This is a genomic window from Methanothermobacter thermautotrophicus str. Delta H, assembly GCF_000008645.1.
Lineage (GTDB): Archaea > Methanobacteriota > Methanobacteria > Methanobacteriales > Methanothermobacteraceae > Methanothermobacter > Methanothermobacter thermautotrophicus.
In genome coordinates this window covers 1,634,465-1,659,388 of the sequence record NC_000916.1, presented here as the reverse complement: position 1 = coordinate 1,659,388, position 24,924 = coordinate 1,634,465, and the positions used below count along the sequence as shown (strand labels likewise).

The 24,924-nt window shown below is 48.9% G+C and carries 31 protein-coding genes; 19 read left to right on the top strand and 12 right to left on the bottom strand.

The window, feature by feature from the left end:
• The first annotated feature begins 135 nt into the window (after positions 1-135).
• Entirely contained in the window at positions 136-888 is a 753-nt protein-coding gene (gene nucS / locus MTH_RS08700) for an endonuclease NucS (RefSeq protein WP_048061145.1), read from the top strand.
• Here the strand turns inward: nucS and MTH_RS08695 are convergent.
• The 3 genes from MTH_RS08695 to MTH_RS08685 all read right to left on the bottom strand — a co-directional run bounded on the left by MTH_RS08695 (position 885) and on the right by MTH_RS08685 (position 3,905).
• Complete coding sequence (locus MTH_RS08695) at positions 885-1,994, bottom strand: vWA domain-containing protein (protein WP_048061331.1); 1,110 nt, start codon at positions 1,992-1,994, stop codon at positions 885-887. The genes nucS and MTH_RS08695 overlap by 4 nt on opposite strands.
• Complete coding sequence (locus tag MTH_RS08690; protein WP_010877416.1) at positions 1,954-2,850, bottom strand: AAA family ATPase; 897 nt, start codon at positions 2,848-2,850, stop codon at positions 1,954-1,956. The genes MTH_RS08695 and MTH_RS08690 overlap by 41 nt, the downstream gene beginning before the upstream one ends.
• Before the next feature lie 68 nt (positions 2,851-2,918).
• Positions 2,919-3,905 carry a S1C family serine protease gene (locus MTH_RS08685; RefSeq protein WP_010877415.1) on the bottom strand — a complete coding sequence of 329 codons (987 nt, stop codon included), beginning with the start codon at positions 3,903-3,905 and terminating at the stop codon, positions 2,919-2,921.
• A 181-nt stretch (positions 3,906-4,086) separates the two neighbouring features.
• Between MTH_RS08685 and MTH_RS08680 the strand changes: the two genes are divergently transcribed.
• From MTH_RS08680 to cruF, 3 genes are read left to right on the top strand one after another with little or no spacing between them, the layout of a single operon-like run.
• The gene (locus tag MTH_RS08680) at positions 4,087-4,641 is read left to right on the top strand and encodes a manganese efflux pump MntP (protein WP_010877414.1); all 555 of its coding nucleotides are present in this window, start codon (positions 4,087-4,089) and stop codon (positions 4,639-4,641) included.
• 18 nt (positions 4,642-4,659) lie between these two features.
• Positions 4,660-5,478, top strand: a complete 819-nt coding sequence (locus MTH_RS08675; protein WP_010877413.1) for a carbon-nitrogen hydrolase family protein — start codon at positions 4,660-4,662, stop codon at positions 5,476-5,478.
• 22 nt (positions 5,479-5,500) lie between these two features.
• Positions 5,501-6,238 carry a bisanhydrobacterioruberin hydratase CruF gene (gene cruF, locus MTH_RS08670; protein WP_048061144.1) on the top strand — a complete coding sequence of 246 codons (738 nt, stop codon included), beginning with the start codon at positions 5,501-5,503 and terminating at the stop codon, positions 6,236-6,238.
• Positions 6,239-6,252: 14 nt separating this feature from the next.
• Here the strand turns inward: cruF and MTH_RS08665 are convergent, their stop codons facing one another.
• The 4 genes from MTH_RS08665 to MTH_RS08650 all read right to left on the bottom strand — a co-directional run bounded on the left by MTH_RS08665 (position 6,253) and on the right by MTH_RS08650 (position 10,339).
• Positions 6,253-7,119, bottom strand: coding sequence for a prenyltransferase (locus tag MTH_RS08665; RefSeq protein ID WP_010877411.1), 867 nt, complete (start codon positions 7,117-7,119; stop codon positions 6,253-6,255).
• A gap of 19 nt (positions 7,120-7,138) precedes the next feature.
• Positions 7,139-7,993: a phytoene/squalene synthase family protein gene (locus MTH_RS08660; RefSeq protein ID WP_143485796.1), complete on the bottom strand. Its 855-nt coding sequence runs from the start codon at positions 7,991-7,993 to the stop codon at positions 7,139-7,141.
• Between the two features lie 37 nt (positions 7,994-8,030).
• The gene (locus tag MTH_RS08655; RefSeq protein ID WP_048061143.1) at positions 8,031-9,518 is read right to left on the bottom strand and encodes a phytoene desaturase family protein; all 1,488 of its coding nucleotides are present in this window, start codon (positions 9,516-9,518) and stop codon (positions 8,031-8,033) included.
• 269 nt (positions 9,519-9,787) lie between these two features.
• Positions 9,788-10,339, bottom strand: a complete 552-nt coding sequence (locus MTH_RS08650; RefSeq protein WP_010877408.1) for a HEAT repeat domain-containing protein — start codon at positions 10,337-10,339, stop codon at positions 9,788-9,790.
• A 161-nt stretch (positions 10,340-10,500) separates the two neighbouring features.
• On the opposite strand from MTH_RS08650, the gene MTH_RS09460 reads away from it, so the two are divergent.
• Genes MTH_RS09460 through MTH_RS08635 form a run of 4 tightly spaced genes read left to right on the top strand, consistent with a single transcriptional unit; the run spans position 10,501 to position 14,761 of the window.
• Positions 10,501-10,824, top strand: coding sequence for a hypothetical protein (locus MTH_RS09460; protein WP_052261182.1), 324 nt, complete (start codon positions 10,501-10,503; stop codon positions 10,822-10,824).
• The gene (locus MTH_RS09455) at positions 10,821-11,432 is read left to right on the top strand and encodes a UbiA family prenyltransferase (RefSeq protein WP_083750462.1); all 612 of its coding nucleotides are present in this window, start codon (positions 10,821-10,823) and stop codon (positions 11,430-11,432) included. The genes MTH_RS09460 and MTH_RS09455 overlap by 4 nt, the downstream gene beginning before the upstream one ends.
• Positions 11,429-12,172 carry a metallophosphoesterase gene (locus MTH_RS08640; protein ID WP_010877405.1) on the top strand — a complete coding sequence of 248 codons (744 nt, stop codon included), beginning with the start codon at positions 11,429-11,431 and terminating at the stop codon, positions 12,170-12,172. Before MTH_RS09455 ends, MTH_RS08640 begins: the two co-directional genes overlap by 4 nt.
• Complete coding sequence (locus MTH_RS08635; RefSeq protein WP_010877404.1) at positions 12,173-14,761, top strand: ATP-dependent helicase; 2,589 nt, start codon at positions 12,173-12,175, stop codon at positions 14,759-14,761. It abuts the gene before it with no gap.
• 21 nt (positions 14,762-14,782) lie between these two features.
• Here MTH_RS08635 and MTH_RS08630 read toward each other — a convergent pair whose 3' ends face one another.
• The gene (locus tag MTH_RS08630; RefSeq protein ID WP_010877403.1) at positions 14,783-15,457 is read right to left on the bottom strand and encodes a class I SAM-dependent methyltransferase; all 675 of its coding nucleotides are present in this window, start codon (positions 15,455-15,457) and stop codon (positions 14,783-14,785) included.
• A gap of 551 nt (positions 15,458-16,008) precedes the next feature.
• Between MTH_RS08630 and MTH_RS09450 the strand changes: the two genes are divergently transcribed.
• Together MTH_RS09450 and MTH_RS09445 are read left to right on the top strand one after the other, a co-directional pair.
• Positions 16,009-16,269 (top strand): flavodoxin family protein, encoded by a 261-nt coding sequence (locus tag MTH_RS09450; RefSeq protein WP_010877401.1) that lies wholly within the window; start codon positions 16,009-16,011, stop codon positions 16,267-16,269.
• Between the two features lie 38 nt (positions 16,270-16,307).
• Positions 16,308-16,505, top strand: coding sequence for a hypothetical protein (locus MTH_RS09445; protein ID WP_010877400.1), 198 nt, complete (start codon positions 16,308-16,310; stop codon positions 16,503-16,505).
• 41 nt (positions 16,506-16,546) lie between these two features.
• Here the strand turns inward: MTH_RS09445 and tsaA are convergent, their stop codons facing one another.
• The 3 genes from tsaA to MTH_RS08610 form a co-directional block, all read right to left on the bottom strand.
• Positions 16,547-16,960: a tRNA (N6-threonylcarbamoyladenosine(37)-N6)-methyltransferase TrmO gene (gene tsaA, locus MTH_RS08620; RefSeq protein ID WP_010877399.1), complete on the bottom strand. Its 414-nt coding sequence runs from the start codon at positions 16,958-16,960 to the stop codon at positions 16,547-16,549.
• A gap of 93 nt (positions 16,961-17,053) precedes the next feature.
• Positions 17,054-17,608 carry a cyclase family protein gene (locus tag MTH_RS08615; RefSeq protein ID WP_010877398.1) on the bottom strand — a complete coding sequence of 185 codons (555 nt, stop codon included), beginning with the start codon at positions 17,606-17,608 and terminating at the stop codon, positions 17,054-17,056.
• Between the two features lie 2 nt (positions 17,609-17,610).
• The gene (locus MTH_RS08610; protein WP_010877397.1) at positions 17,611-17,970 is read right to left on the bottom strand and encodes an ArsR/SmtB family transcription factor; all 360 of its coding nucleotides are present in this window, start codon (positions 17,968-17,970) and stop codon (positions 17,611-17,613) included.
• 72 nt (positions 17,971-18,042) lie between these two features.
• On the opposite strand from MTH_RS08610, the gene MTH_RS08605 reads away from it, so the two are divergent.
• The 6 genes from MTH_RS08605 (at position 18,043) to rfbB (ending at position 22,435) form a co-directional block, all read left to right on the top strand.
• A complete protein-coding gene (locus MTH_RS08605) occupies positions 18,043-18,258 on the top strand; it encodes a hypothetical protein (RefSeq protein WP_010877396.1) in 216 nt (71 codons plus the stop codon).
• 43 nt (positions 18,259-18,301) lie between these two features.
• Complete coding sequence (locus MTH_RS08600; RefSeq protein WP_010877395.1) at positions 18,302-19,003, top strand: HAD family hydrolase; 702 nt, start codon at positions 18,302-18,304, stop codon at positions 19,001-19,003.
• Between the two features lie 116 nt (positions 19,004-19,119).
• Positions 19,120-19,962 carry a dTDP-4-dehydrorhamnose reductase gene (rfbD, locus tag MTH_RS08595; RefSeq protein ID WP_010877394.1) on the top strand — a complete coding sequence of 281 codons (843 nt, stop codon included), beginning with the start codon at positions 19,120-19,122 and terminating at the stop codon, positions 19,960-19,962.
• Between the two features lie 23 nt (positions 19,963-19,985).
• Positions 19,986-20,864: a glucose-1-phosphate thymidylyltransferase RfbA gene (gene rfbA / locus MTH_RS08590; protein WP_010877393.1), complete on the top strand. Its 879-nt coding sequence runs from the start codon at positions 19,986-19,988 to the stop codon at positions 20,862-20,864.
• On the top strand, positions 20,857-21,414 hold the full coding sequence (gene rfbC, locus MTH_RS08585) for a dTDP-4-dehydrorhamnose 3,5-epimerase (protein ID WP_010877392.1): 558 nt from the start codon (positions 20,857-20,859) through the stop codon (positions 21,412-21,414). The genes rfbA and rfbC overlap by 8 nt, the downstream gene beginning before the upstream one ends.
• 10 nt (positions 21,415-21,424) lie before the next feature.
• Positions 21,425-22,435, top strand: a complete 1,011-nt coding sequence (rfbB, locus tag MTH_RS08580) for a dTDP-glucose 4,6-dehydratase (protein WP_010877391.1) — start codon at positions 21,425-21,427, stop codon at positions 22,433-22,435.
• A gap of 41 nt (positions 22,436-22,476) precedes the next feature.
• Here the strand turns inward: rfbB and MTH_RS08575 are convergent, their stop codons facing one another.
• Positions 22,477-22,818 carry a hypothetical protein gene (locus tag MTH_RS08575; protein ID WP_048061328.1) on the bottom strand — a complete coding sequence of 114 codons (342 nt, stop codon included), beginning with the start codon at positions 22,816-22,818 and terminating at the stop codon, positions 22,477-22,479.
• 44 nt (positions 22,819-22,862) lie between these two features.
• Between MTH_RS08575 and MTH_RS08570 the strand changes: the two genes are divergently transcribed.
• The 3 genes from MTH_RS08570 to MTH_RS08565 all read left to right on the top strand — a co-directional run bounded on the left by MTH_RS08570 (position 22,863) and on the right by MTH_RS08565 (position 24,923).
• Positions 22,863-23,477: a TetR/AcrR family transcriptional regulator gene (locus MTH_RS08570; protein ID WP_010877389.1), complete on the top strand. Its 615-nt coding sequence runs from the start codon at positions 22,863-22,865 to the stop codon at positions 23,475-23,477.
• Between the two features lie 82 nt (positions 23,478-23,559).
• On the top strand, positions 23,560-23,865 hold the full coding sequence (locus MTH_RS10130) for a hypothetical protein (RefSeq protein ID WP_010877388.1): 306 nt from the start codon (positions 23,560-23,562) through the stop codon (positions 23,863-23,865).
• Positions 23,862-24,923 carry a radical SAM/SPASM domain-containing protein gene (locus tag MTH_RS08565; protein WP_010877387.1) on the top strand — a complete coding sequence of 354 codons (1,062 nt, stop codon included), beginning with the start codon at positions 23,862-23,864 and terminating at the stop codon, positions 24,921-24,923. Before MTH_RS10130 ends, MTH_RS08565 begins: the two co-directional genes overlap by 4 nt.
• Position 24,924 lies beyond the last annotated feature (1 nt).

Genomic DNA, 24,924 nt, shown 5'->3' with positions numbered 1-24,924 from the left:
ACTATAGTTTATATCAGGGTCGATATTAATATTTACACTGACAGGGTAGATTTAGTTGCCCGGTGATCTGCGATCACTGAGTACCAGTTACAGTTAACTGACTGAACTTTTCAATAAACGCTGAATGTGAACTGCATGAAGTGCAAGGTATCTGAAAATCCGTCGATAAAGGAGGCCTACCGTTTAATAGAGGATGGTATAAGGAAGAGGGCCCTTGTGGTGATACTCGCCTGCTGCAGTGCATCCTATGAGGGTCGTGCAAGGAGCAGGCTTGATGCCGGTGAAAGGCTGATCGTCATAAAACCCGATGGGACCTTCATGGTGCACCAGGACCGTAAGGTGGATCCTGTTAACTGGCAGCCACCCAAATCAAGGTCACGTGCCTATATCAAGAGGGGCAGCCTCTACCTCGAGAGTATCCGGAGGGACCCTGAAGAGCGCCTTGAGGTCGAAATCCATGAGGCCCACCTTGTATCATATTACCTTGCAAGGGACGTCCATGATCTCATGGTTGCAGGTCATGAGAACGATATGGGTGATATGATAATCATGCACCCCCACCTCATTGAGAAGGGTTTCCGGCCCGTTGCAAGGGAGTATGCCGTCACTTCAGGCTTCATTGACATACTGGGAAAGGATGAGAATGGTTCCCTCATGATAATTGAGCTTAAAAGCAGGAAGGCCGGAGTGAGTGCAGTTAAACAGCTTAAAAGGTATGTTGATGAGTTCAGGGAGGATAGGGTGGGTGTGCGTGGTGTTCTCGTGGCTCCATCCATAACCCATGATGCCATGGAGATGCTGGAGGAGGAGGGCCTTGAGTTCAGGGAGATCGAACCCCCACGGGAGCTGAGATCAAACAGGGGCGTTACACTGGATAATTTCCTTTAAAGCCCTTCTATAACCTCTGCAAGCTGTCTGAGTGTCCTGACCTCCATCACGCTTGCCCCGGCATCCCGGTAAAGTGAAACACAGCTATCCACGACGTCCCACTTCTTTTCAGGTTCAGGGTTAAGTATCAGAACCTTCCGGGCCCTCTCTGACATCTCAGCTACCAGTTCAACGCTCTCAGGGATACCATCCCTCCTTGGACCGGCCCAGTCCCTGCAGTCTGAGAGGATAACTATGTATGATTTTCCTGTGAAGGTTACGCCTTCAATAAAATCCCTGAATGCTGTGTACATATTGGATGTTCCGTGGATCATTAAATTCCTGATTCTTGACTCCCTGAGATTCCTGAAGGCATCGTAGAGGTCGTCCTCATCCAGCAGGTGGGTTGTCTCAACTATTCGGCTGTCGAAGTCAAAGAATCGTGAACGGTAGAATGTGCGCTGGGCTGCGTAGATTATGCAGAAGAACCAGTTGCTTATCCAGTCACAAGACCCGCTCACATCACTGAGGAATATGTGCTGGCTCTTCCTCTCCCTCGGTTCTGAGCGTATAAGTTCAAGCACTGTGCCCCCATGTTTAATGTTCTTCCTTATGCTCCGCCTTATATCCGGCTTCATCCTCCTGGACTGGCGTAGCCTCCTTGATCTTCTGTTGGCAATTTTTATTCCAAGTCTGCGGCATAGCTCAAATATCTCCGGGTCGAATGAATTGAGGGTGGACATGTCCCTGTCCATGACTGCGGCCACATCCATTGAAGGGTCAGTTAACTCCTCAATTTCGGGTTTGAGCTGTGAAAGCTCATCAATTCCCATTTCCGCCTCTGAATTGCCTGAAAAATTTTCTGATGACCTTAGGTGATGTAGTCCCTCGCCTTCTCCTGATTCCTCTGATTCATTTTTCGCTGGAACTCCGAAGATCTCCTCGTAGGCCTCCATGAATGCGCCTGCGTGTCTTGGGTCCTTAACGTAAACCGAGAAGAGGGCATCCCTGAGTTCAGGCCTCCCCTTAAATATTCGATAGGCCTCAGATGCGTCCATGGTGCCCCTTATGCTTACCGGGACCCCCCTATCCCTTAATATGTTTGATAGATGAATGATCCTCTTCATCTTTCCCCTCAACCGATTCCACAAGATCAAGGACCTTTGCTTCATCCGCCCTGTTCTTTATAACAACTCCAAGGGTTTCCTTAAGAGTATCGGAGTCCAGGCTATCCTTTCCAAGGGCCATGATGGTCCTGATCCAGTCCACGGTGGCCCTTATGGAGGGTTTCTTGATGATTCCCAGCCCCCTTATCCTGTTTATGAGCATTACAGTTTCCCTGATGAGGCCCTCAGGTGCTGATGGAACGTGAGCCCTCACGATCTCCATCTCACGTTCAGGGTCAGGGTAATCAATGTGGATGTAAAGGCACCTGTCCCTTGTCTCGTCGAGGAGGTTCCTCTGGGAGTTGGAGGTGAGGAAAACCATTATATCATTTCGCAGGTCAAAGGTTCCAAGGTCATTGACCGTTATCTGCTTCTCACCGAGGGCCTGGAGGAGGAAACTCTCGACCTCCTCATCTGCCTTGTCTATCTCATCTATCAGGAGCAGTGAGGGTTTCTCGTTGATGAATGCCGATAGGAGTGGTCTTTTTATGAAGTAATCCTCCCTGAAGACGTCTTCATCGGATCCATGGATTCGTGACTTTTCAAGGCTCAGAAGCTGTTTCTGGTAGTTCCATTCTCCGACTATCTGCTCGAAGGTTATGCCCTCATAGCACTGTATCCTGAAGAACTCTCTTCCCAGTGCCTCTGCAGTTTTTTTAGCTAGAAGTGTTTTACCGGTCCCGGGCGGGCCCTCCACGAGAACAGGTTTTTTCAGTTCCGATGAGAGAAAAAGGGTTATGATGATGTCCCTGCTCGGTATGTATCCCACATTTCTGAGTGATGTGTCGATTTTATCCAGCTTTTCAGTTGTATTCATTCAAACCACTGCCAATGGGGTCTCCAGAATTAGTCTGGCACCCCCTCTTAATAAAACTTTAGATGGGCTTATTCCAGTTCTGATGGTTTCACAGAGATTTTAAAGATCTCAGACCCCCTTATGACATCCAGATCACATTCCATACCGATCCTTTCCTCATTGAGGATTCTGTGAAGGTCATCGACTGTTTCAACTGCTTCGCCGTCGAGGGCTATTATGATATCACCACGCATGACTCCAGCATCTCCTGCCGGACCATCTGAGAGTGATGCAACCATAACTCCCCTATCCGAATTCAGTTTCAGTTTCTCAACTGTTTCTGGCTTCAGCACCATGTTCTGGCAGGCCACTCCCAGGTGGGCCCTTCTTATTTTACCATCCTCTATAAGTTTATCTGCGACTTCCCTGACTGTATTTGATGGTATTGCAAAGCAAAGCCCCTGAGCAGGTCTTATAAGGGCCGTGTTTATCCCCAGGACCCTTCCGCGAAAATCAACCAGTGGTCCGCCTGATTTTCCAGGGTTTAGTGCTGCATCTGTCTGTATAACCCCATCCACGAGCCTCCCTGTCATGGTCCGCAGGGATCTGCCGGTTGCACTCACAACTCCTGCTGTTACTGTGAACTGGAACCCGAAGGGGTTGCCTATTGCCAGGGCAAGCTGTCCCACCCTCACCCTGCTGGAGTCTGCAAATTCAGGTGTTCTGAGTTCATGCTGAGGTTCGATTTTCAGGACCGAGATGTCTGTGTGGGGGTCATCACCAACAACAGTTGCCCGGTACTCTTCCCCTGTGTTCAGTGTTACTTCAATTCTCTCTGATCCGTGGACAACATGACTGTTTGTGATTATATGCCCGTATTCAGTGTATATGAGACCTGAACCTCCACCCACGGTCCTGTTTTTTGATCGGGCCACCGTTGTTACCCTTACAACGGAGGGGCTCACTCTATCGGCTGCACCCATAACAGCCTCTGAGTAGGCATCCATTATTTCCTGCTCTTCAAGTTCTGTTTCACTAAAATCAGATCCCTTGTTAGTATATTTTGATTCGATCATTTTTCTAACTTTTAATTGGTTTTTAAGTTTATTTTAAATGTTCTGGAACTTTTTTCAGGTTACTGAATTTTTAGTTAAATTAAGTTATTAAAAGTCCTTATATATAAAGGTTTTCCCGGGGGTGGTGGGTTTAAATAGGGTAAGAAAGAAGGTATGATTATTAAAGTAAGAGAGGATAATAATGGATCTTCTATCAATGGTGCTCATAGGAGTTGGCCTTGCAATGGACGCCTTCAGCATATCTGTGAGCCGGGGCCTTGCACTCCATGAATCAGAGACAAACTACGCCCTGATATCCGCACTATCCTTCGGAACCTTCCAGGCTGCCATGCCAGTTCTTGGATGGGTGTCTGGTCTTGAAATCCAGAGGCTCGTATCAGCCCTTGCACCCTGGGCAGCATTCATTTTGCTCCTCATAATAGGCCTTAAAATGATCTATGAAAGCCTGATCATGGAGGAGGAAGAATTCATTTTCAGTTACCGTGAACTCCTTGTACTCTCAATTGCAACCAGCATCGATGCCTTCGCAGTGGGTGTGAGCTTCGCCCTCCTTGACATATCCATATGGCTCCCGGTAATTGTCATAGGTCTCATCACATTCATACTATCACTTGCCGGTAGCTACATAGGCGAGAGGGTGGGCCACATATTTGAAAACCGTCTTGAGGCCCTTGGAGGCCTGATCCTCATCCTCATCGGTCTTAAGATCCTCCTGGAAAATGTTTCCTTCACCTGAATTTATGGAAGTGTCTCTATGAGGCTTGGAATATGCCAGATGCAGGTAACCGAAGATAAAGAGAAGAATGTTGGTACTGCCGTTGAGATGATTGTGGAGGCCGCTGAGAGAGGCGCCCGGCTCATTGTGCTTCCTGAGATGTTCACATGCCCCTACGATGTAAACCTTTTTTCAGAGTATGCAGAGGATGAGAATGGATACTCCATAAGAACCATGAGGTCAATTGCCAGGGAACTGGGGATCCACCTGGTCGCAGGTTCCATCCCCGAGGAAACACCTGAAGGCATCTACAACACCTCCTTTGTGATGGACGATGGTGGGAACATCATCGGGAAGCATCGCAAGGTCCACCTCTTCGACATCAATGTTCCCGGAGAGATAAGCTTCAGGGAATCAGATAGCCTGATTGCAGGCGACTCCGTGACCGTTATAGAAACTCCCCAGTGCGTTATGGGTGTGGGGATATGCTATGATATGCGTTTCCCTGAACTTTCAAGGATGATGGCCCTAGGGGGTGCAGAGGTCCTTATATTCCCGGGGGCATTCAATATGACAACCGGACCGGCCCACTGGAGGCTCCTTGTAAGGTCAAGGGCCCTGGATAACCAGTGCTACTGTGTTGCTGCATCACCTGCAAGGAACCCCTCAGCGTCCTATGTTGCCTATGGCCACTCTATGATCGCTGATCCCTGGGGCTCTGTCGTCTGTGAGGCCGATGCATCCCCCTCTGTGATCACAGCAGATATTGACCTGGAAGCCGTGGAGAGGATCCGGAGGAAGCTTCCCCTCCTGAGAAACAGAAGGCCTGATGTGTACGGCTGGAGATCTGGAGTATGAATGATCCGCAAAGGTGTTCAGTATGTCTGATAAAGCCGGAAGGACCTCCCTGATGATACTGCTGACGGGTATCATACTTGCTCTGAGCTCATACCCTGTTACCGGCATGAGAATAGAGGGTTACTGGATCGTATCAGTTATATTCATAATTTCAATGGCTGTTCCATCATTCATATCAACCATAAGGAGCCTCGGGTCCCGTGGCTTTTTACTGATACTCGTTCTTGGCATCTATGCAATTTCGATTGAAACCCTTGCCATAATAACCGGTTTTCCCTACTCTGAGTTCTACTACGGTGATATGATCGGCCTGAAGATACTAGGCTACACCCCCTTCACGGTTCCATTCGCGTGGCTACCCCTGTTCCTTGGATCCGCCTACCTTGCAAAGGAGTGTGTTGAGGGCAGGGTTAAATTTCTGATCCTGGCGGCCCTTATTGCTGCATTAACCGACGTGGTTATTGACCCGGCTGCAGTTGCCCTCAAATTCTGGGTGTGGGTGAATCCGGGGATCTTCTATGGGGTTCCACTACAGAACTTCGCGGGCTGGATTCTCTCAGGTCTGGGGGCTGCACTGATCTCACTGGCAGTGCCCGGTGACTCCCTGCAGGAGATGGGTAATGGTGCTGTATCAAGTCTTTACCTGATAATGTGTTTCTGGACAGGTGCCTGCCTCTTCCTTGGCCTTGAGATACCCTTCATTGCAGGCCTCATGCTCATTGCACTCATATTAAGAACACCCAGGTTTAAATTATGGTGAAGTATCCCGTTGGGTTATATCCAGTGAAACACCCTGTAGTTTATGAGTGCAAGGAATAGAAGGCCGCCGAGGGCAGTGTTAACATGGGGTAAATACCAGTATATCTTCTCTATTCTTATTCTCCTTATTAGAAGCACTGAAAGGGGAAATGCCGGGTATATGAATACCAGGAAGCTCAGTGGATGGAATCCTGTAACGAATACTGTTATAATGGATAGCAGTAACCAGAAGAAGGCTGAAAGTGCAAGGGCCGGTCTTCTGCCGATGAAAACGGGGGTGGTGTTTATACCTGCAATTCTGTCATATTCAGTATCAGGTACGGCCGAGAAGATGTGCATGGCTGCAACATGGCAGTAACCGGCAAAGAGGATCAGCGGGTCCGGAAGGGCGCCCGATGCAAGGTTGTATGCGAATATTCCCGGCATTATATAGAGGTAGTTGGATGAGAAATCCAGGAAGGGTCTCTCCTTGAAGCGAAGTGGGGGTGCGCTGTAGAAGTATGATAAAAAAAGGAATCCCATGAAAATTAGGGCCTCCGTAAGTGTCTGTGATAGCATCATAAGGAAGCTGATGACGGTTACTAGTATTATCGATCTCTTCAATCTTTTTCTCTCATCCTGGGCCAGCATATGTTCTCTGGAGCCCTTCTTGGGGTTCAGAATGTCGGTTTCCTCATCCCACCAGTCATTAACCCCGTATATGAAGATACTGGCCGGAAAGAAAAAGTATATCAGGTAGAGGTAGTAGGCAGGTGAGAGGAAATCTGCAAATCCTGACGCGGCCAGGGTGTATCCTATCACATAGGTTCCGCCTGTGTAGATCCAGAACCTGAACCTGGATATCCTGAAGAGAAATCTCGCATAGTCTCCAAGAACATTCATCTGAACACTGCCCCGAAGGTCATGGACCTCTGCTGACCCTGAGAGGACCCATGAGGCGGAACATGTTAAATACCGCCCCGGATACCACACGGCCCCCTGACGGCTTCACCTTTCGGCTGTAGACTATCATGGGGTCCCTTTCAATGATCCTTGATGTCCACATGTACATGTCAGCCGCTGTCTTTATGGGTACCAGGTAACGGTAGGGGATGTACCGGTAGCCCCTCTCAGCTGTCCTCTGCCAGTCCCTGTAGATGTCTATCTGGGCCCTCAGAAATGACCGGAAATTATCCTCCCTCCCCCTTATCTCATCAGGATCAAGGGATTGGAGTCCGAACCTTTCAAGTTCGTCCATCGGAAAGTATAGCCTTCCAAGCTCAATGTCCTCTGCAATGTCCCTTATGAAGTTAACGTACTGCATGGCCCTTCCAAGGTACCTTGCATGGTGGTATGAATCCGTGTGGAGGCCCATTATGGATGCCATGAAGAGCCCCACGACCTCTGATGAACCAAGGAGGTACTCTTCGAGGGCAGACATTGTACTGTAGGATGATACTGTTATATCCATCTCCATGGACCTCAGGAAGGCCTCTGTCCACTCATCTTCAAAATTTTTTCTCTCTGAAAGCTCCACGAAGGAATCAACCACCACGTCACCTGTGATTTCACCGGAGTATGCTCTCCGGTACCTTTCCACAAATTCATAGAACCCATCAGTATCCTGCGGTACCCGGTCAACGTAGTCATCGGCCTTTCGAAGGAAGCTGTAGAGTATAAAAACGTCTCTCCTGACATCCTTTGGGAAGAATAGCGTGCTGTAGAAGTATGTTTTGCTTCCACGCTTAAATATTGAGTAAATTTTCCCGTCAATCAAAGTTATATCACCCATTAATAGGTTTATACAGTAAAAATCATCCATCCGGATTAATTCCCATATCATCCATCATCTCGTTGCAGACTATCTGGGAGGAGATAAGTGTCATCGGCACGCCTATACCTGGATGGGTGTAATGTCCCGTGTAATAGAGGTTCTTAACCTTCTTACTCTTATGTGATGGTCTCCAGAGGGCTGTCTGTCTGAGTGTATGGGAAAGACCCAGGGCTGTGCCCCTGTATGCATTGTAACGGTCCCTGAAATCATTTATGGCGAATATCCTCTTCACAACAACATGGTCACGTATATTTTCACCCACCTTCCTCTCAAGGTCATCCATGACCCTCCGGTAGAGGCCCTCCCTGAGTTCCTCGTTATCCTCCATGCCCGGCGCGAGGGGGACCAGTATGAAGAGGGTGTCTGATCCCTGGGGGGCAGCAGTCGTATCTGTCCGTGATGGTACATTCACATAGTAGGATGGTCTCTCTGGCCACCTCGCCCTCCGGGGGTCAAATACCTCCTGGAATTTATCGGCCCAGTCCCTCTCCAGGAAGAGGTTGTGGTGTTCAAGGGCATCTATAACCCTGTCAACTCCGAGGTAGGCTACAAAGGCTGATGGTGCCATTACCCTGGACTCCCAGTATGCCTCATCATAGGTCCTGTGGGGTTCATCAAGAAGTTCCAGTTCACTGTGGGGGTAATCCGCATTCACCAGGACCGCATCAGCTTCATAGATGTTCCTGTCGGTTATGATAGATGTTGCCACTCCATCGATTACCTCTATCCTTTTAACCTCCTCGTTGAAGTGGAATCTGGCTCCATGTTCAAGGGCGAGTTCATATATTGATTGGGCAACCCTCCTTATACCCCCCTCAGGGTAGAAGACTCCAAGGGTCATGTCGATATGGGACATTATATGATACATTGAGGGTGTGTTCTGTGGTGCGCTTCCAAGGAATCCCATTGAGTACTGGAGTATCTTGCGGGCCTCGTCACTCTTAAATCGCCTGTTAACGAAGTGTTCAAGAGATTCGAGTATGTTGAGCCTCAATCCCTGTAGCAGGAGCTTTCCATTAAGGAAGTCCAGGACTGACCTGTAGTCCCTGTAGAGCATTTCCTTCACAACCGAGTCGTAGAGTTTACCGGCTGATTCCAGGTACTCCCTGAGTCTTTCACCCCCATCTTCCTCAAAGCTGTCAAAGAGTTCATAGTTCTTTTCAATATCAGATGATACATCAACTACCCTTCCCCCGTCAAAGAATACGCGGTATGCTGGTTCAAGTTTTTTGAGGTCATAGAAATCCTCTGGCCTGGCATTGAACTCTGCGAAGAAGTTTTCAAAGACGTCTGGCATGAGGTACCATGATGGTCCCATGTCAAAGGTGAATCCCCCCTCACTGTAGACGCTTGCACGTCCCCCAGGACCCTCATTTTTCTCAATGACAGTTACTTCCAGCCCCTTCTGTGCAAGGAGTGCCGCTGCAGATATTCCCCCGAATCCAGCTCCAACAATCACAATATTCATAAAACCACCACAGACCATATTAATAGTATTATGTTGAAGCAGATATAAAAACTTCATTAAATGGATATTTCATTATTGAAATGTGCAGAAACAGTGATGTGTCGACGCATAGATATGATGTGAAAAGGAGGGGTGGATGAACAATGTCCTCTCTGATCCTTAAATCAGTTTAACTGAAGAATCAAAGGAACAGCACGTTATCGCACACTAGCCAGACCATAAATCAACTAAAGAAAAGAAACAGCAAAAACTGATAATTTACTTGCATGTCATCGTCCTGACTGGATCTTTTTAAGGGACTTGTTTGCAGCCTTCTTGAAGTCCTTATCACCCTTTCTTCTGGCCTTCTTGATGGGTTCTATGGCCCTCTCATCTCCAAGGTCTCCAAGGGACCTTACAGCTGCAAGTTTAACACCCCAGTCCTCATCATCAAGGGCAGCTATAAGGGGCTCCACTGCACGCAGATCTCCCAGTTCACCCAGGGACCTTGCAGCAAACTTCCTTACGCCCCAGTCCTCATCACTGAGGGCCTCTATGAAGTGGTCTGTAACACGGGGATCTCCTATCTTCTTGAGTGCGAAGGTTGCGTATCTCCTGATTTCGCCCTCCGCCGTATCCATTATCTCCATTAGTTTCTCAAGGGATGCTTCACCAAATTCTGCAAGTTTTTCAGCTGCTTTAAACCTTACGGGATGACTTTCATCCTCCAGAAAAGCTATGAGTATTTCAACTGATTCCTCTGAAGGTTCAAGTTTTTCTATGGCCTCCATCCTCTTCTGAGGCTCCATTAGCCTCATTTCCTTCAACCTTGCATTGACCATAAGATCACCTGTTTTTTCCTGATATGCCGTAATCTCCGAACCTCTCCAGTAACCAAAGACAACTGACTTCCGACCATGCCTACGTGTTCAGCTCCATCAATGAAAATTAATTTATCTCCCCGATGATATAAATATTCCACAGTAATTCAATGGAGATTCCCATGAAGAATCCTGCATGGAATACTGAAACAATCCGTGAAATAATCCGGCTTGGAAGGCTCCCCTTCCTTGGAGCCGGCTTTATACTCTATGCCACTGGAGCTGTCCTTGCAGCCATAGAGACTGGACATATTTCAGCGGAACAGTTCATCGCCGGTTACCTCATAGTTATGCCAGCACACCTATCTGTATCCTACAGCAACGACTACTATGACTTTGACCTTGACAGACCGGATTCTTCAACGAAGTACTCCGGTGGAAGCGGTGTCCTCCAGAGGCACCCTGAACTGCGAAGCTTCGCTGGAGATTTGCAGTTTTTCTTATAGCCGCATCCATAACACTGTCCATAATTTACACCATAACCCTCCGGAATCCCTCAGTACTCCTGCTTACTGTTTCTGGAAGCCTCCTTGGATGGTTCTACAGTGCACCGCCCCTCAGGCTTTCATACAGGGGCCTTGGTGAACCGGCAACCGCCATCACCGGATTCATATTTCCAGCCATGGGTTACTCTGTAATGGCAGGTGGGCCTGACATCCGGATTCTGCTCTTCTCGGTACCGATAATGCTGCTGCAGCTCGTATTCATAATAAACGTTGAGATACCCGACCTCCGGGAGGACCTGCTGGGAGGTAAAATGACCCTTCCAGTCCACCTCGGGGTCAGAGATTCCCGCAGGATAATGATCCTTGCATCAGCCACCGCAACGGTGATGCTGGCCCTTCTTTCATTATCAGAGAGTTTCAGTCCCGGGATCAATTTCCTGGTAATAGCAGCCCTATCACTCACAGTCACAATCCCGTGCATCCATTCACTCTACGGTTCAGGGGATAGAGAGGATGTTGCAAGCAAATCTGAGCTTGTTATGAACTCCCTCATAGTCTTCGGCATGCTTGACCTCATATATTTAACGACAGTCCTGGTGACGCCATGAAGACCTACAGACTCATGGATGACCTTGAAATATGTGACCTGTCCCTCATCATTGAGGATTCCATGGTCATTGCAGACCTCCACCTGGGCTACGAGCAGTACCTCAACACACAGGGTGTTATGGTACCCGGTTTCCAGTTCAGGAGGATAATTGAACGGATAGACGCCATACGGGACGTGTCCGGAGCCTCAGGTATCATCATAAACGGGGACCTTAAACATGAGTTCGGAAGGGTGAGCTGGCAGGAGAACCGTGAGATCATCAGAATGATGCAGTACCTTGAGGAGAACTTCAGGGATATAACCATCATCAGGGGAAACCATGACGCCCTCATACCCTACATGTCACAGGTGTCACATCTCAGTGTCACCGAAACCCTCAAGATATCCTGTTTCCTCCTTGCACACGGCCACGTTGTACCCGAAGACCTTGATGCTGAGACAATAATCATCGGCCATGAACATCCCTGTGTGGGTTTAAGAAGCGGTGAGAGGGTTGAGAAGATCAAATGTTTCCTGCTTGGCCCCTTCAGGGACATGAAACTCCTTGTGATGCCCTCCTTTAACTTCGTTACAGAGGGTTCAGACATCCTCCATGAGGATATACTCTCCCCCTTTCTGAGGGAGTCTGAACTCACTGAATTCCTGGTTTATGGTGTTGAGGACTTTGAGATCTTCGAATTCGGGACCGTGGGGGACCTTCTGAAGTTTCAGCAGAAAACAGGTTATCCGGGTGATTGAATGATAAAGAAACAGGAGAGGATGTACACATCCGGAGAGATACACTCCATACTCCATCCATGGGTGAGTGAATGGTTCAGGAGGACCTTCGATGACTTCACAGAGGCCCAGAGGTATGCCATAATGGACATCCACAGGGGAAGGAATGTCCTGGTATCCTCCCCTACAGGGTCCGGCAAGACCCTCACCGCCTTCCTATCGATAATCAGCGAACTGACGAGACTTGCAGATGATGGGGAGCTTGAGGACAGTGTCTACTGCATATACATATCACCCCTCAAGGCGCTGGACAACGACATTGAACGGAACCTGGAGGAGCCCCTCAGTGCCATCAGGGATATCGCCGCAGGGGAGGGCAGGGACCTTGAGATAAGGAAGGCTGTCAGGACAGGGGACACTACCAGCTATGAAAGGTCACGGATGCTCAAAAAACCACCCCACATACTGATAACAACTCCTGAGACACTCTCAATACTCCTTGTCGCACCAAAATTCAGGGAAAAGCTTTCAACCGTCCGCTATGTTATAGTTGATGAGATACACTCCCTTGCAGATAATAAGAGGGGAGTCCATCTCTCCCTCAGCCTTGAGAGGCTGCAGCACCTCGTGGGGGACTTCACAAGGATCGGTCTCTCAGCAACCGTCCACCCCCTCGAGAGGGTCGCGCGGTTCTTGGTTGGTTACAGCTACGGTTCAGAGAGGGAGTGTCTGATAGTTGACGTCAGCTACCTGAAGGAACTGGACATCGACCTCATATGCCCCGTGGATGATATCGTTGCCGCTGATCCCGAGGAGATAGGGAACGCCCTCTATGACATCCTCCATGACCTCATAGAGGATCACAGAACAACCCTGATATTCACAAACACCAGGAGCGGTACTGAAAGCGTTGTATATAACCTTAAAAGTCGTTTCCCTGAGAGTTACAGTGATAGCAACATCATGGCCCACCATTCATCACTCTCAAGGGAGATCCGACTTGAAACCGAGGAGAAGCTCAAGAGGGGTGAACTGAAGGCGGTTGTGTCATCCACCTCCCTTGAACTCGGTATCGACATAGGCTACATAGACCTTGTGGTGCTTCTGAGTTCCCCCAAATCAGTTTCAAGGGCCCTCCAGAGGATCGGGAGGAGCGGCCATCAGCTTCACCAGAGATCTAAGGGGAGGATAGTTGTTGTGGACAGGGATGACCTTGTTGAGTGTTCACTCATACTCAAAAATGCCCTTGAGGGTAAAATCGACTCCATCAAGGTACCCGAGAACTGCCTGGATGTGCTGGCCCAGCACATATACGGGATGGCCATCGAGAACCCCTGGGACATCGACCATGCCCTTGCGGTCATAAGGAACAGCTACTGTTACAGGAACCTCAGTAGGGAGGATTACCTCTCTGTCCTCAGTTACCTGGCCGGTGAGTACGTGGAACTTGAGGAAAGGTACGTGTACGCCAAGATCTGGGTTGACTATGATAAGAACCAGTTCGGGAAGAGGGGTAAACTTGCAAGGATGCTTTACTCCACCAACATAGGCACGATACCGGATAGAAGCGCTGCGGTTGTGAAGTGCGGCGGTAAGGTCGTGGGGAGAATCGAGGAGGACTTCATGGAGAAGCTCAGGAAGGGGGACACCTTTGTGCTTGGGGGCAGAATATACCGCTTCAACTATGCCAGGGGCATGACCGTGAACGTCACTCCGGCCTCAGGGCCTCCGACGATCCCCTCATGGTTCTCAGAGCAGCTACCCCTCTCCTTTGATCTTGCATTGGATATACAGCGCTTCAGGGATATAATGGATGGAAAGTTTCAGTATGGACGTTCCAGGGATGAGATAATGGAATTCATAATGAGCTACCTTCATGTGGACGAAAGGGCGGCGTCCTCCATCTACGAATACTTCCGTGAGCAGTACCTCTACGCCGGAATACCCAGTATAAGGAGAATGCTGGTGGAGTACTACACAGGTTTCGGTGGGAGGAAGTTCATTGTATTCCACAGTCTCTTCGGGAGGAGGGTGAACGATGCAATCTCCCGTGCAGTCGCCTACGTCATTGCCAGACGCTACCGGAGGGATGTTATGATATCTGTATCTGACAATGGTTTCTACCTCAGTTCAGAGGGCAAAATGGGTGGTCTTGAGGCCTTCAGGGAACTTGAACCTGAAAACCTGAGGAATGTGCTCAAGAAGGCCCTTGACAGGACAGAGACGCTGGCAAGCAGATTCAGGCACTGTGCTGGCCGTGCACTTATGATACTTCGGAGGTACAGGGGCGAGGAGAAATCGGTTGGCAGGCAGCAGGTGCGGGGTAAGATACTCCTCAAATTTGTGAGTGAACTTGATGATAAGTTCCCTATCCTCGAGGAAGCGCGGAGGGAGGTCATGGAGGACTACATGGACATTGAAAATGCCATCAGGGTGCTTGAATGGATAAGGGACGGTGATATGGAGATAAAACAGATCAACACCCGCATACCATCACCCTTCGCCTTCAACCTTGTGGCCCAGGGTTACCTGGATGTCCTCAAATATGAGGACAGGATAGAATTCATAAGGAGAATGCACCAGGCGATAATAGATGAAATAAAAAGGTAGGTGGATGTCCTGAAAACTGGATCAGCTCCTCAGTATGAGCATCCTGTTGCCACCTCTCCTGAACTCATAGTCCACCTCCACCACATCAACATCAACTCCCCTCATCCCATCATTTATTAGTTCCCTTGCATAATCCGCCAGTTCACCGTTTTCCCTGACGATGGGGTACACCCTCACCTCTGAGCCCACCCTTGTGAGTTCTTCAAGGGCTTTTCTATGGAATTCCCGGTCAAGCCTGTGCTCGTAGATGAACAGGAGGTGTGATGAGACCACCAGGTCGAATTCACCGTCATCAAAGGGTAGCTCCCTGAGATCCCCCCTGATGTACAGGGCGGGGTTCAGTCTGTAGCTTTCCTCGAAGCAGCTGCATGCTTCAAGGCGTTTTTCAAGCATCTCATCAGGGGATTTATAGAATTCCCATTTAAAGGTATCTTTAATTCTTTTTAATGCTTCTGTGAGGGTCCGGAGGTGCTCCCTGCACATTTCACCGAGGATCCCTGGTTCCTCGCCGTACATGATGTCACATGCCCTCACATCAAAACCAGCTGCGGCCATGATGGGGGTGAATGAACTGGCACCCCCCGGGCAGTCCAGTATCCGGAGGTCCCTCAGGTCGGGAGGGTTGAGGTTGAACATTTTAAGGTACTCCCTGCATGTGCGGGCCGTGAATAGTGGCCCTTCCACAGGTTCTTTCATGGATTCACTCCTTCAGGTTCTGAAATTAAAGATTGTCATCTCATGGTCCACTACATTAATTATGTTCAATCACCTAATTCACCCTTCACCTCACCGAAATGTTTATATAGGAGTATTCTAACATATAGGTTTGTGTGTCTCATACACACATCACCCCCTTATTATGGCTTTCAACATCCGGGATATTCGTTCTGTTGAAAGCACAAAAAAATATCAGCTTCCAGAGATGTGAAAAAATAAAGCACCTCCCCGTTTTTTCACTCCTAACAACCCCCCTTAAAATCTCTGGAAGCTACCCCCCATATTATCACATGCAGGGACTATTTCTAAGTTTATATGAAGGCCAGCTTCAATTTAGTGCATGCTATCATCTCACAGTTTTTTCAGCTAAGATCACAGAATACGTTCCGCAGATAAACAGAGAACCCTGCTTTTAAAGCATCAAAGGAACACTCCATGAGATATGAAACGCAAGAGAACCCCTGGAAGACAGAAAACTGATTTTAAAATTAAGCAATAATATAAATGAACAGATCCACATATTAGACTACATGAAAGCACTTGTGGTATATTACTCAAGAACCGGGAACACAAGGGAGGTTGCAGCCAGAATAGCCGATGAACTTGGATGCGATATCGAGGAGATCCATGATACCCAGAAACGTACAGGGATCATAGGATTTATAAAATCAGGTTACCAGGCTGCAAGGGGGAAGGACACCGTCCTTGAACCCTATGAAAAGGACCCCTCCAGTTACGACCTTGTGATAGCTGGAACTCCGGTATGGGCTGGTAAGCATCTGTACCCATAAGCACCTACCTGAAGGAGAACCGTTCAAAGATAAAGAATGTGGCCTTCTTCTGCACCTACGGTGGAAGCGGTGCAGAGGGAACATTCAGGACCATGAAGGAAATCCTTGGTATGGAACCCATCGAAACAGTCGCAATCACAGAGAGGGAGATAAAGGAAGATACCTGCGACTGCAAGATAGAACCCTTCGTAAGGGATGTTGAAGAACCATTCAGAAAACCATCAGAACCCCAGTGAATCCATATCCCCCGGATGCTGAAGAACCATTCAGAAAACCATCAGAACCCCAGTGAATCTATATCCTCATAGTATGGTTTTATATCAATAACCGGGGAACCGTCCAGGGCATCAAGGCCCCTGACCCTCAGTATCTCCCCACACTCAAGTAGCTCCACAAGACAGAGCCCCACAGGGTTGGGCCTCGCAGGAGCCCTTGTAGAGAAAACACCCCTCTTCTTCCTTTTACCCCTGGGTACCACCCTTAAAACATTCCTCTCAGCGAGGTGCAGCCAGTATAAAACAAAGATGTGGCTGAAGAGTTCAAGACCGTCCACCGCGTCCAGGTACTCTGGAAAGATGTGGATCTCACTTTCCTCGCTGGAAAACCTTCCCTGTGCCGGTGCATCGCTCCTGGTCTTGAAGGGTGACCTTACAACCCCGACGGGCCTTATCCTTATTTCCATGTCACTCATCTCAGCTCCGCTATAACGGTGCAGGGTGCGCTGTCAACAGATCCAAGCATCCATGGAACAGCAAACACCCTCCCGGTAACCTCCCGGACCCTGTCAAGTTTCATGTCCTCTATGAGAAGGAGGGGGTCTCCGTACTCGGGCCTCTCCATGAAGGCGTTTCAGATGGGCCATCCTCCCCTCAGAGGGCCTTGATGAAGTGGATATCGATATACAGTCAATTCCAAGAGCCCTTATCCCCTTGAAGTTTCTTCTTATATGGTCTATGAGTTCAGGGTCTATCCATGGATTGTCTCTGAGGTAAACATCCTCTCCCCTGCGTGACCCGAAACCTGTTTTTATGATGAGGAGCTCACAGTCAACAACGTCAATGTCATCCTTTCCTATGGGGACACCTGGGCCCGCATCCACCTCAACTATGGAGACCTCATTGAAGATAAGGTCATCTATACTGTAGTCAGAGATCCTCCTTCCTCCCTCAATGAAGTGGGCCGGTGCATCTATGTGTGTACCTGCATGGTTGCTGGTCCGGATGGTGTGGGTCTCATATCCATCATTCCCTACAGTGGTGTTGATGGTTATGCTGACATCCTCAAGGGATGGGTGGACCGGTGATCTGTCCTCAAGGTGATAGGAGAGCAGCTCATACATTTTTATTCCTCACACCGTGAATGCAGTTTACTGCACTGCTCTATGAAATCCACAACCATATTATCCCTTAGGTAATAGCGCGCCATCTTACCATCCCTCTCATAGTCAACCATCCCGGCGTTCCTGAGGATCCTCAGCTGATGTGAAACCGCTGACTGGGTTACATCCAGTAATGATGCCAGTTCACATACGCAGAGGGAGTCCAGTGAAAGCGCCATGAGTATCTTAAGTCGTGTTGGCTCAGATAATATCTTAAAAATGTCACAGATCCCCCTTATATCATCGATGGAGGGCATTTCAGCCCTCACCCTCAGCACCCGTTCCCTGTCTGTATGCTCAATTTCACAGATATCCCTCTTCATGAAATACTTTATAGATGGAACCGTAGATAATAATAACGCAGAGACTCTGGTGAAATATTCGGATGGATTAAAATGGCAGTGGACTGGATAAGGATAAGGGACCTTGTGGGGGAGGAGCACACCTACAGTACAGGTCCCCGTGGCAATGCAGTGGAGATTCGTGTGAGTGAGAGGAAGATAACCGTGACATACCTTCAGGATGATGAACCCGTGCAGAGGGTTTTTATTAAGTCCAATATTGTCTATTATGATTACAGTTCAGAGCATCTGAGAAAAAAGTACAGCTAGAATTGAATTTCGGCTGATCCGCTTTAAGTAATGGAATGATACCATGAAGACCATCATATTTGACATTGATAAGACCCTCCTTGTGGGTTCCCACTGCCACTTCTACTCCTTCAGGCTGGCATTCAGGGAACTGTTTGATGTTGATGTCAGGATAGATATCGGGAACATGCAGGGGATGACCGATAAGGAGATAATATTCAGGACAGCTGCTGAACATGGCCTTGAAATTGATGAAGACGATTTCAGGAGGATAGTCGACAGGATATCATACAACTACAGGCTGAACCTTGGCAGGGATAATATAAGGCCCCTTGATGGTGCCGGGGCGGTCCTTGAGCACCTAAGGGATGCAGGGATACCCCTTGGAGTTGTAACCGGTAACATTGAACCCGTGGCCTGGCTGAAACTCAGGGAAGCATCCTTTGATACCCACTTCCGGTTCGGAGGCTTCGGTAATGAGGGCTGCAGCAGGGCCTCAATTCTGAGGCTGGCCCTTGAAAGAGCTTCAGGTATCTATGGAAACCTCAAGGCAGGGGATGTTATTGCCGTGGGGGACACACCCCGTGATATTGCAGCCGGCCGGGAAGTGGGTGTCACAACGGTGGGGGTTGCAACAGGTGATTTCAGCATGGATGAACTTGAGGATGCTGGTGCAGACCACGTCCTTGAGGGACTGTTTGATGTTGATGCTTTTCTTGAGATAGCAGGGTATCCTTACCCGGTAACCTCAGAGGTTCCGAGATGATTCCTGCAATCAGATAAGGGATTTGTTATCATGAAAGATATCCAGAATAAAACCAGGGAAAGAGGGGTTTGTATTAAGATCCCTCTAACAATAAAAGACCAGAGAGAGGTGCTCAGATGAAGATCCTTATAACCGGTTCCTCGGGCATGCTGGGAAGCGACCTCGTGGACATCCTATCCCGGAGGCATGAGGTTGTAACATCAGGCTCCCTTGACATCCGTGACCTTGAGGGTGTTATGGAACTCCTCAGGGAGACCCGGCCCGACGCCGTTGTACATGCCGCGGCATTCACAGACGTTGACTGTGCAGAAACAGAGAGGGATAAAGCATACCAGGTGAACGTGCTTGGCACCAGGAACATTGCAGCTGCGGCATCAGCTGTGGGGTCATCCATCCTGTACATATCAACGGATTACGTCTTTGATGGAGAAAAAGGTGATGGATACCTTGAATTTGATGAACCAAATCCCCTTAACTTCTATGGTAAAACAAAGTACCTCGGCGAGGTTTCGGTGCGTCAGCTTTCAGAGAGGTTCTACATTGTCAGAACATCATGGTTGTTCGGAAGGAACGGGAGAAACTTCGTGGGGACCATGGTTGAACTCGCTGAGAGGGGTCATGAAATAAGCGTTGTGGATGACCAGTACGGATCCCCGACCTACACCCGTGACCTTGCAGCAGCCATCGGGAACCTGCTGGAGAGACCGGCCTACGGGGTCTATCACCTCACAAATTCTGGTCAGTGCTCGTGGTATGAATTTGCCATTGATATATTCAATGAACTCGGCATGGAAGTGTGCCTGAAACCCGTGAAAAGCCATGAATTCCCCAGACCCGCCCGGAGGCCCTCATTCTCTGTTCTCAGAAACTATAACTGGTCCATGGAGGGTTTCAAACCCCTGAGGAACTACAGGGACGCCCTGAGGGATTACCTCAAAGATGCGGGTTTTGTAAAATGAATGAAAGTCTGAGGAGGTGAAGCATGAAGGGAATAGTTCTTGCAGGTGGCTCAGGGACCCGCCTCTACCCGATAACAAGGGCTGTTTCAAAGCAGCTGCTGCCGATCTATGATAAACCAATGATATACTACCCCCTATCCGTCCTTATGCTGGCGGGAATAAGGGACATACTTATAATATCAACACCCCGGGACCTTCCACTCTACAGGGATCTTCTGGGGGACGGCTCGCAGTTCGGGGTCAGGTTCTCCTACAGGGTCCAGGAGGAACCCCGGGGGATTGCGGATGCATTCATCGTGGGTAAAGATTTCATAGGGGACTCAAAGGTTGCCCTTGTTCTGGGTGACAACGTCTTCTACGGGCACAGGTTCAGTGAAATACTCCGCAGGGCGGCTTCACTGGAGGATGGCGCTGTCATATTCGGTTACTATGTCAGAGACCCGCGTCCCTTCGGGGTGGTTGAATTTGACAGTGAAGGCAGGGTTATCTCCATTGAGGAGAAACCATCACGGCCAAAATCGAATTACGTTGTACCCGGCCTCTACTTCTATGACAACCAGGTTGTTGAGATCGCAAGGAGGATAGAACCCTCAGATAGGGGTGAGCTTGAGATAACATCAGTCAATGAGGAATACCTCAGGATGGGTAAACTCAGGGTCGAGCTCATGGGTCGTGGGATGGCCTGGCTGGATACAGGGACCCATGATGGTCTCCTTGAGGCAAGCAGCTTCATAGAAACAATACAGAAGAGGCAGGGTTTCTACATTGCATGCCTGGAGGAGATCGCCTACAACAATGGCTGGATCACCAGGGAGGATGTGCTTGAAATGGCCGAAAAGCTTGAAAAAACAGATTACGGTAAGTACCTCAGGGACCTTGCGGAGGGGAACTTCCATGGCTGAATTCCGGTTCATAAAAACCAGCCTTGATGGTGCCATAATCATAGAACCCGAGGTGTACACGGACGAGAGAGGATACTTCATGGAGACATTCAATGAGGCCATATTCCAGGAAAATGGCCTTGAAGTCAGGTTTGTGCAGGACAACGAGTCTATGTCAGTTAGGGGTGTCCTCAGGGGACTGCACTTCCAGAGAGAAAAGCCCCAGGGAAAACTTGTGAGGGTTATAAGGGGCGAAATCTTTGATGTTGCAGTGGACCTCAGGAAGAACTCAGATACCTATGGTGAATGGACTGGCGTCAGGCTCTCAGATGAGAACAGAAGGGAGTTTTTCATCCCAGAGGGCTTTGCACATGGATTCCTGGCCCTCTCAGATGAGTGCATAGTTAACTACAAATGCACCGAGCTTTACCACCCTGAATATGACTCAGGGATCCCCTGGGACGACCCTGACATTGGAATAGACTGGCCACTTGAAATGGTGGATGATCTGATAATCTCAGAGAAGGACAGAAACTGGAAACCCCTCAGGGAGAACCCTGTATACCTGTGAGGAGATCTGAATGGAGAAGATTCTTGTAACCGGGGGGGCTGGTTTCATAGGGAGCAACTTCATAAGGTACATGCTCCAGGAACACCCCTACCATATAATAAACCTTGACGCCCTCACCTACTGCGGAAACCTTGAGAACCTGAGGGGGGTTGAGGATGAACCCCGCTACACCTTTGTGAGGGGGAGCATAACCGACAGGAAACTCGTGGATGGAATCATAAAGGACGTGGACGCCGTCATTAACTTTGCAGCGGAGTCACATGTGGACCGCAGCATCGAGGATCCAGAGATATTCATAAGGACAAATATCCTGGGCACACAGACTCTGCTGGAGGCCTCAAGAAAACATGGAGTTGAAAGGTTCATACAGATCTCAACCGATGAGGTCTATGGTTCAGCAGAGAAGGGTTACTTCACAGAGGAGACACCCCTGGCACCCAACAGCCCCTACTCCGCCAGCAAGGCCTCTGCGGATCTCATGGTGAGGGCATATCACAGGACCTATGGTCTGCCAGTCAATATAACCCGCTGCTCAAACAACTATGGACCCTACCAGTTCCCTGAAAAACTCATACCCTTAATGATAACAAATGCCCTTGAGAATAAGCCGCTGCCTGTCTACGGTGATGGGATGAATGTCAGGGACTGGATACATGTCCTGGACCACTGCAGGGCAGTTGACCTTGTTCTGCACCGCGGACGTGTAGGTGAGGTCTACAATATAGGGGGTAACAGTGAGAGGAGGAACATAGAGATCGTTGAGCTGATAGTGAGGGAGCTTGGCAAGGATGAATCCCTCATAAGGTTCGTTGAGGACCGCCCGGGACATGACCGGAGATATGCAATCGATGCCAGTAAGATACGGAATGAACTTGGCTGGAAGCCCCTTTACTCATTTGAGGAGGGTATCAGGGAGACCATAAGGTGGTACATTGATAACAGGGACTGGTGGGAGAATATAAAGAGCGGGGAGTACCTCAGGTACTATGAGAGAATGTACGGTGGGAGGCTCCAGGATTAGTGGTCTTTTCCTGATGGATGCTATTCCGGATCTCCCCAAGATTAATCTCTATGAAATTCCTGAGAAAGGATATTCCGGATCTCCCCAAGATTAATCTCTATGAAATTCCTGCTTGAGGGATCTGCAAGTATCCCCAGCTGTCTTTTTCCTGTTTTCAGGTGGGCCGCCTCAAGGATGTTCTGGATATCAGAGACGTCCATTTGAAGGACGGCCCTCACTCTCTCCCTGTCAGATTCTGAGAGCTGCGAATACCCCTCGATTATCTGCGACCTGAATCTTGAGGCCAGGTTTGTCCTTCCACGAGCCCAGCGCCTTAGAATGAATGATGGGACCCTTGTGAAGAGTTCAAGGGATTCAATAACATCGTCCTCGGTTATTTTCATGATCATATCTGTGGCGATAGGTTTATATAACACTAACCCACAGAATGTTAGTAAGTACTTACATAAGTGGTATCATGGTCTCAACAGAGAAGAGGATAACCAATGCTGCAAGGGAACTCTTCATAAAGAGGGGGTACAGAGGTACAGCTACCCGTGAAATCGCATCGCGGGCCGGTGTGAGTGAAGTAACAGTATTCAGAAAATTTGGATCCAAGAAAAATCTTCTCAAAAGGATAATGGATGAGAGCACTGAAAGGCTGTCCCAGGTACTTGAAGTCCTTGATGGGGATGGTGACCCGCGTGATGTACTTGAGGAAGTCAGCGAACAGCTAATCCGGGTAATGGTCGAGGAGAAGATCGACCTCCTCTTCGTAATGATGGTTGAGAGGGAACTTGAAGAACACGGTTTTGAGGAATGGGAGGTTCCTGATTCAGCTGGCAGATTGATATACAATTCAATTGAGGCTTACCTGAGGAAGAAGATCGATGAGGGCTCCTTAAGGGCTGTGGATCCTGGGACCGCTGCAGAGATTATTGTAAGCTACATCTCACATGCAAGTCTCAGTTCACACTTCCGTGGACATGAAACACCATCAGCCGGGCGGTTCATGGACATATTATGGAACGGTATGGCAGGAGGTGGTATGATTAAGGGATAGTCGCCGGGGGGATCTCAGGGATCTTACAGATACATTCCGGAGGGTTGCTGAAAACCCTGCTTCAAGGATACTTCTAAAGCATATGACAGGGGAGTGCCGGAAGGACGGAGCTCCAAGAATAGAAAGTGCCCTGAAACATTTCCTCCATGGTGATGAATGCTGCTTTGAGTGCAGGTTACTGTCCAGTATCCTTGGACTCATAGTGAAGAGGGGAGCGGATGCCTTTGGCGTGAAGGAGGAGGATATACGGGAACAGATGCATGATCAATACTGGTTCAGGGGCCTCATCAGCGTCCTCAGGGGCATCGGGTTTTCGGTGTTAACAGGCCATTCATACCCGGAGCCCCCTTCCAGGTTGTATGGAACATTACAAAGCGCTGCAACATGAAGTGTAAACATTGCTATGAATACGCCGGTCGAAAATCATGTGAAATGAAACCTTCTGAAGGTCTCAGGGTTATAGACACCCTCGCAGACGCAGGTGTAACATCCCTTGCCTTTTCGGGTGGAGAACCAAGCATACACCCCACCATAATAGAGTACATATCAAGGTCCCATGAAAACGGCATGTACACTGCCATGGCAACCAATGGCTACATCTTCAGTGACATGGATGCTTGCAGTAAATTCGTCGATGCGGGCCTGCAGTTTGTCCAGATAAGCATAGATTCAATAAGGCCAGAGGTCCATGACAGATTCCGTGGTGTTGATGGCTCATGGGAGAGGGCCTGTGAGGCCGTTAAAAACTTCTCAGAGTACGACATCCTTGTGGAGGTTGCGACCACTGTAACCTCAGAGAACTGTATGCATCTGGCCGGCATGGGTGAATTCTTCCATGAGCTGGGTGCAGACTGGTTCATGCTCTACAACTTCATACCCGCTGGCAGGGGAAATGAGAACCAGGAACTGGACATAAGCCCGGGTGAAAGATACAGGGTCCTCTGTGATGCCCACCACAGTAACCTCCAGGAGAAAATCCAGATACTTTCAACGGCGCCACAGTTCGCACCAATTGCAGCGGGTCTCAGCCATGATAAGAAGATAATACCCACCCACTTCTATAACCCCGAATACACAGAGGAAACTCTTCAGCTGGCTGAATTCATCGGTGGATGTGGCGCTGGAAGATTTTACCTTAGCATAGAACCTGATGGCGATATCTACCCCTGCGTATTTTTCCCCCACCGTGAGGATATGCGTGTGGGAAACATTCTCGAAGACAGCTTTGAAGATTTATGGAAGACAAATAAGGTCCTCAAGACCCTCAGGGACAGGGATGAACTCACAGGTCACTGTGGATCATGCGAATCAAGATACATCTGCGGCGGCTGCAGAGCACGCGCCCTATCCTACCTTGGGGACATCCGTTCACCGGACCCCGGCTGTGTGAACAACATGAGTGAATGGTGCAGAATCTGTGGAGAAAAAGAGACTGGTGGTGTTTAAT

Excerpts from the sequence above, each read along its gene's own strand:
- MTH_RS08565 (WP_010877387.1), top strand. The coding sequence starts at position 23,862 with ATGAAGTGTAAACATTGCTATGAATACGCCGGTCGAAAATCATGTGAA.
- tsaA (WP_010877399.1), bottom strand. The coding sequence starts at position 16,960 with ATGAGTGACATGGAAATAAGGATAAGGCCCGTCGGGGTTGTAAGGTCA.
- MTH_RS08570 (WP_010877389.1), top strand. The coding sequence starts at position 22,863 with ATGTTAGTAAGTACTTACATAAGTGGTATCATGGTCTCAACAGAGAAG.
- MTH_RS08635 (WP_010877404.1), top strand. The coding sequence starts at position 12,173 with ATGATAAAGAAACAGGAGAGGATGTACACATCCGGAGAGATACACTCC.
- MTH_RS08665 (WP_010877411.1), bottom strand. The coding sequence starts at position 7,119 with ATGAATGTTCTTGGAGACTATGCGAGATTTCTCTTCAGGATATCCAGG.
- rfbB (WP_010877391.1), top strand. The coding sequence starts at position 21,425 with ATGGAGAAGATTCTTGTAACCGGGGGGGCTGGTTTCATAGGGAGCAAC.
- cruF (WP_048061144.1), top strand. The coding sequence starts at position 5,501 with ATGTCTGATAAAGCCGGAAGGACCTCCCTGATGATACTGCTGACGGGT.
- MTH_RS08695 (WP_048061331.1), bottom strand. The coding sequence starts at position 1,994 with ATGAAGAGGATCATTCATCTATCAAACATATTAAGGGATAGGGGGGTC.
- MTH_RS08655 (WP_048061143.1), bottom strand. The coding sequence starts at position 9,518 with ATGAATATTGTGATTGTTGGAGCTGGATTCGGGGGAATATCTGCAGCG.
- rfbA (WP_010877393.1), top strand. The coding sequence starts at position 19,986 with ATGAAGGGAATAGTTCTTGCAGGTGGCTCAGGGACCCGCCTCTACCCG.
- MTH_RS08630 (WP_010877403.1), bottom strand. The coding sequence starts at position 15,457 with ATGAAAGAACCTGTGGAAGGGCCACTATTCACGGCCCGCACATGCAGG.
- MTH_RS08615 (WP_010877398.1), bottom strand. The coding sequence starts at position 17,608 with ATGTATGAGCTGCTCTCCTATCACCTTGAGGACAGATCACCGGTCCAC.
- rfbD (WP_010877394.1), top strand. The coding sequence starts at position 19,120 with ATGAAGATCCTTATAACCGGTTCCTCGGGCATGCTGGGAAGCGACCTC.
- MTH_RS08685 (WP_010877415.1), bottom strand. The coding sequence starts at position 3,905 with ATGATCGAATCAAAATATACTAACAAGGGATCTGATTTTAGTGAAACA.
- rfbC (WP_010877392.1), top strand. The coding sequence starts at position 20,857 with ATGGCTGAATTCCGGTTCATAAAAACCAGCCTTGATGGTGCCATAATC.
- MTH_RS08650 (WP_010877408.1), bottom strand. The coding sequence starts at position 10,339 with ATGGTCAATGCAAGGTTGAAGGAAATGAGGCTAATGGAGCCTCAGAAG.
- MTH_RS08640 (WP_010877405.1), top strand. The coding sequence starts at position 11,429 with ATGAAGACCTACAGACTCATGGATGACCTTGAAATATGTGACCTGTCC.
- MTH_RS09460 (WP_052261182.1), top strand. The coding sequence starts at position 10,501 with ATGAAGAATCCTGCATGGAATACTGAAACAATCCGTGAAATAATCCGG.
- MTH_RS08600 (WP_010877395.1), top strand. The coding sequence starts at position 18,302 with ATGAAGACCATCATATTTGACATTGATAAGACCCTCCTTGTGGGTTCC.
- MTH_RS10130 (WP_010877388.1), top strand. The coding sequence starts at position 23,560 with ATGACAGGGGAGTGCCGGAAGGACGGAGCTCCAAGAATAGAAAGTGCC.
- nucS (WP_048061145.1), top strand. The coding sequence starts at position 136 with ATGAAGTGCAAGGTATCTGAAAATCCGTCGATAAAGGAGGCCTACCGT.
- MTH_RS08610 (WP_010877397.1), bottom strand. The coding sequence starts at position 17,970 with ATGAAGAGGGATATCTGTGAAATTGAGCATACAGACAGGGAACGGGTG.
- MTH_RS08680 (WP_010877414.1), top strand. The coding sequence starts at position 4,087 with ATGGATCTTCTATCAATGGTGCTCATAGGAGTTGGCCTTGCAATGGAC.
- MTH_RS08575 (WP_048061328.1), bottom strand. The coding sequence starts at position 22,818 with ATGAAAATAACCGAGGACGATGTTATTGAATCCCTTGAACTCTTCACA.
- MTH_RS08690 (WP_010877416.1), bottom strand. The coding sequence starts at position 2,850 with ATGAATACAACTGAAAAGCTGGATAAAATCGACACATCACTCAGAAAT.
- MTH_RS09450 (WP_010877401.1), top strand. The coding sequence starts at position 16,009 with ATGAAAGCACTTGTGGTATATTACTCAAGAACCGGGAACACAAGGGAG.
- MTH_RS08605 (WP_010877396.1), top strand. The coding sequence starts at position 18,043 with ATGGCAGTGGACTGGATAAGGATAAGGGACCTTGTGGGGGAGGAGCAC.
- MTH_RS08675 (WP_010877413.1), top strand. The coding sequence starts at position 4,660 with ATGAGGCTTGGAATATGCCAGATGCAGGTAACCGAAGATAAAGAGAAG.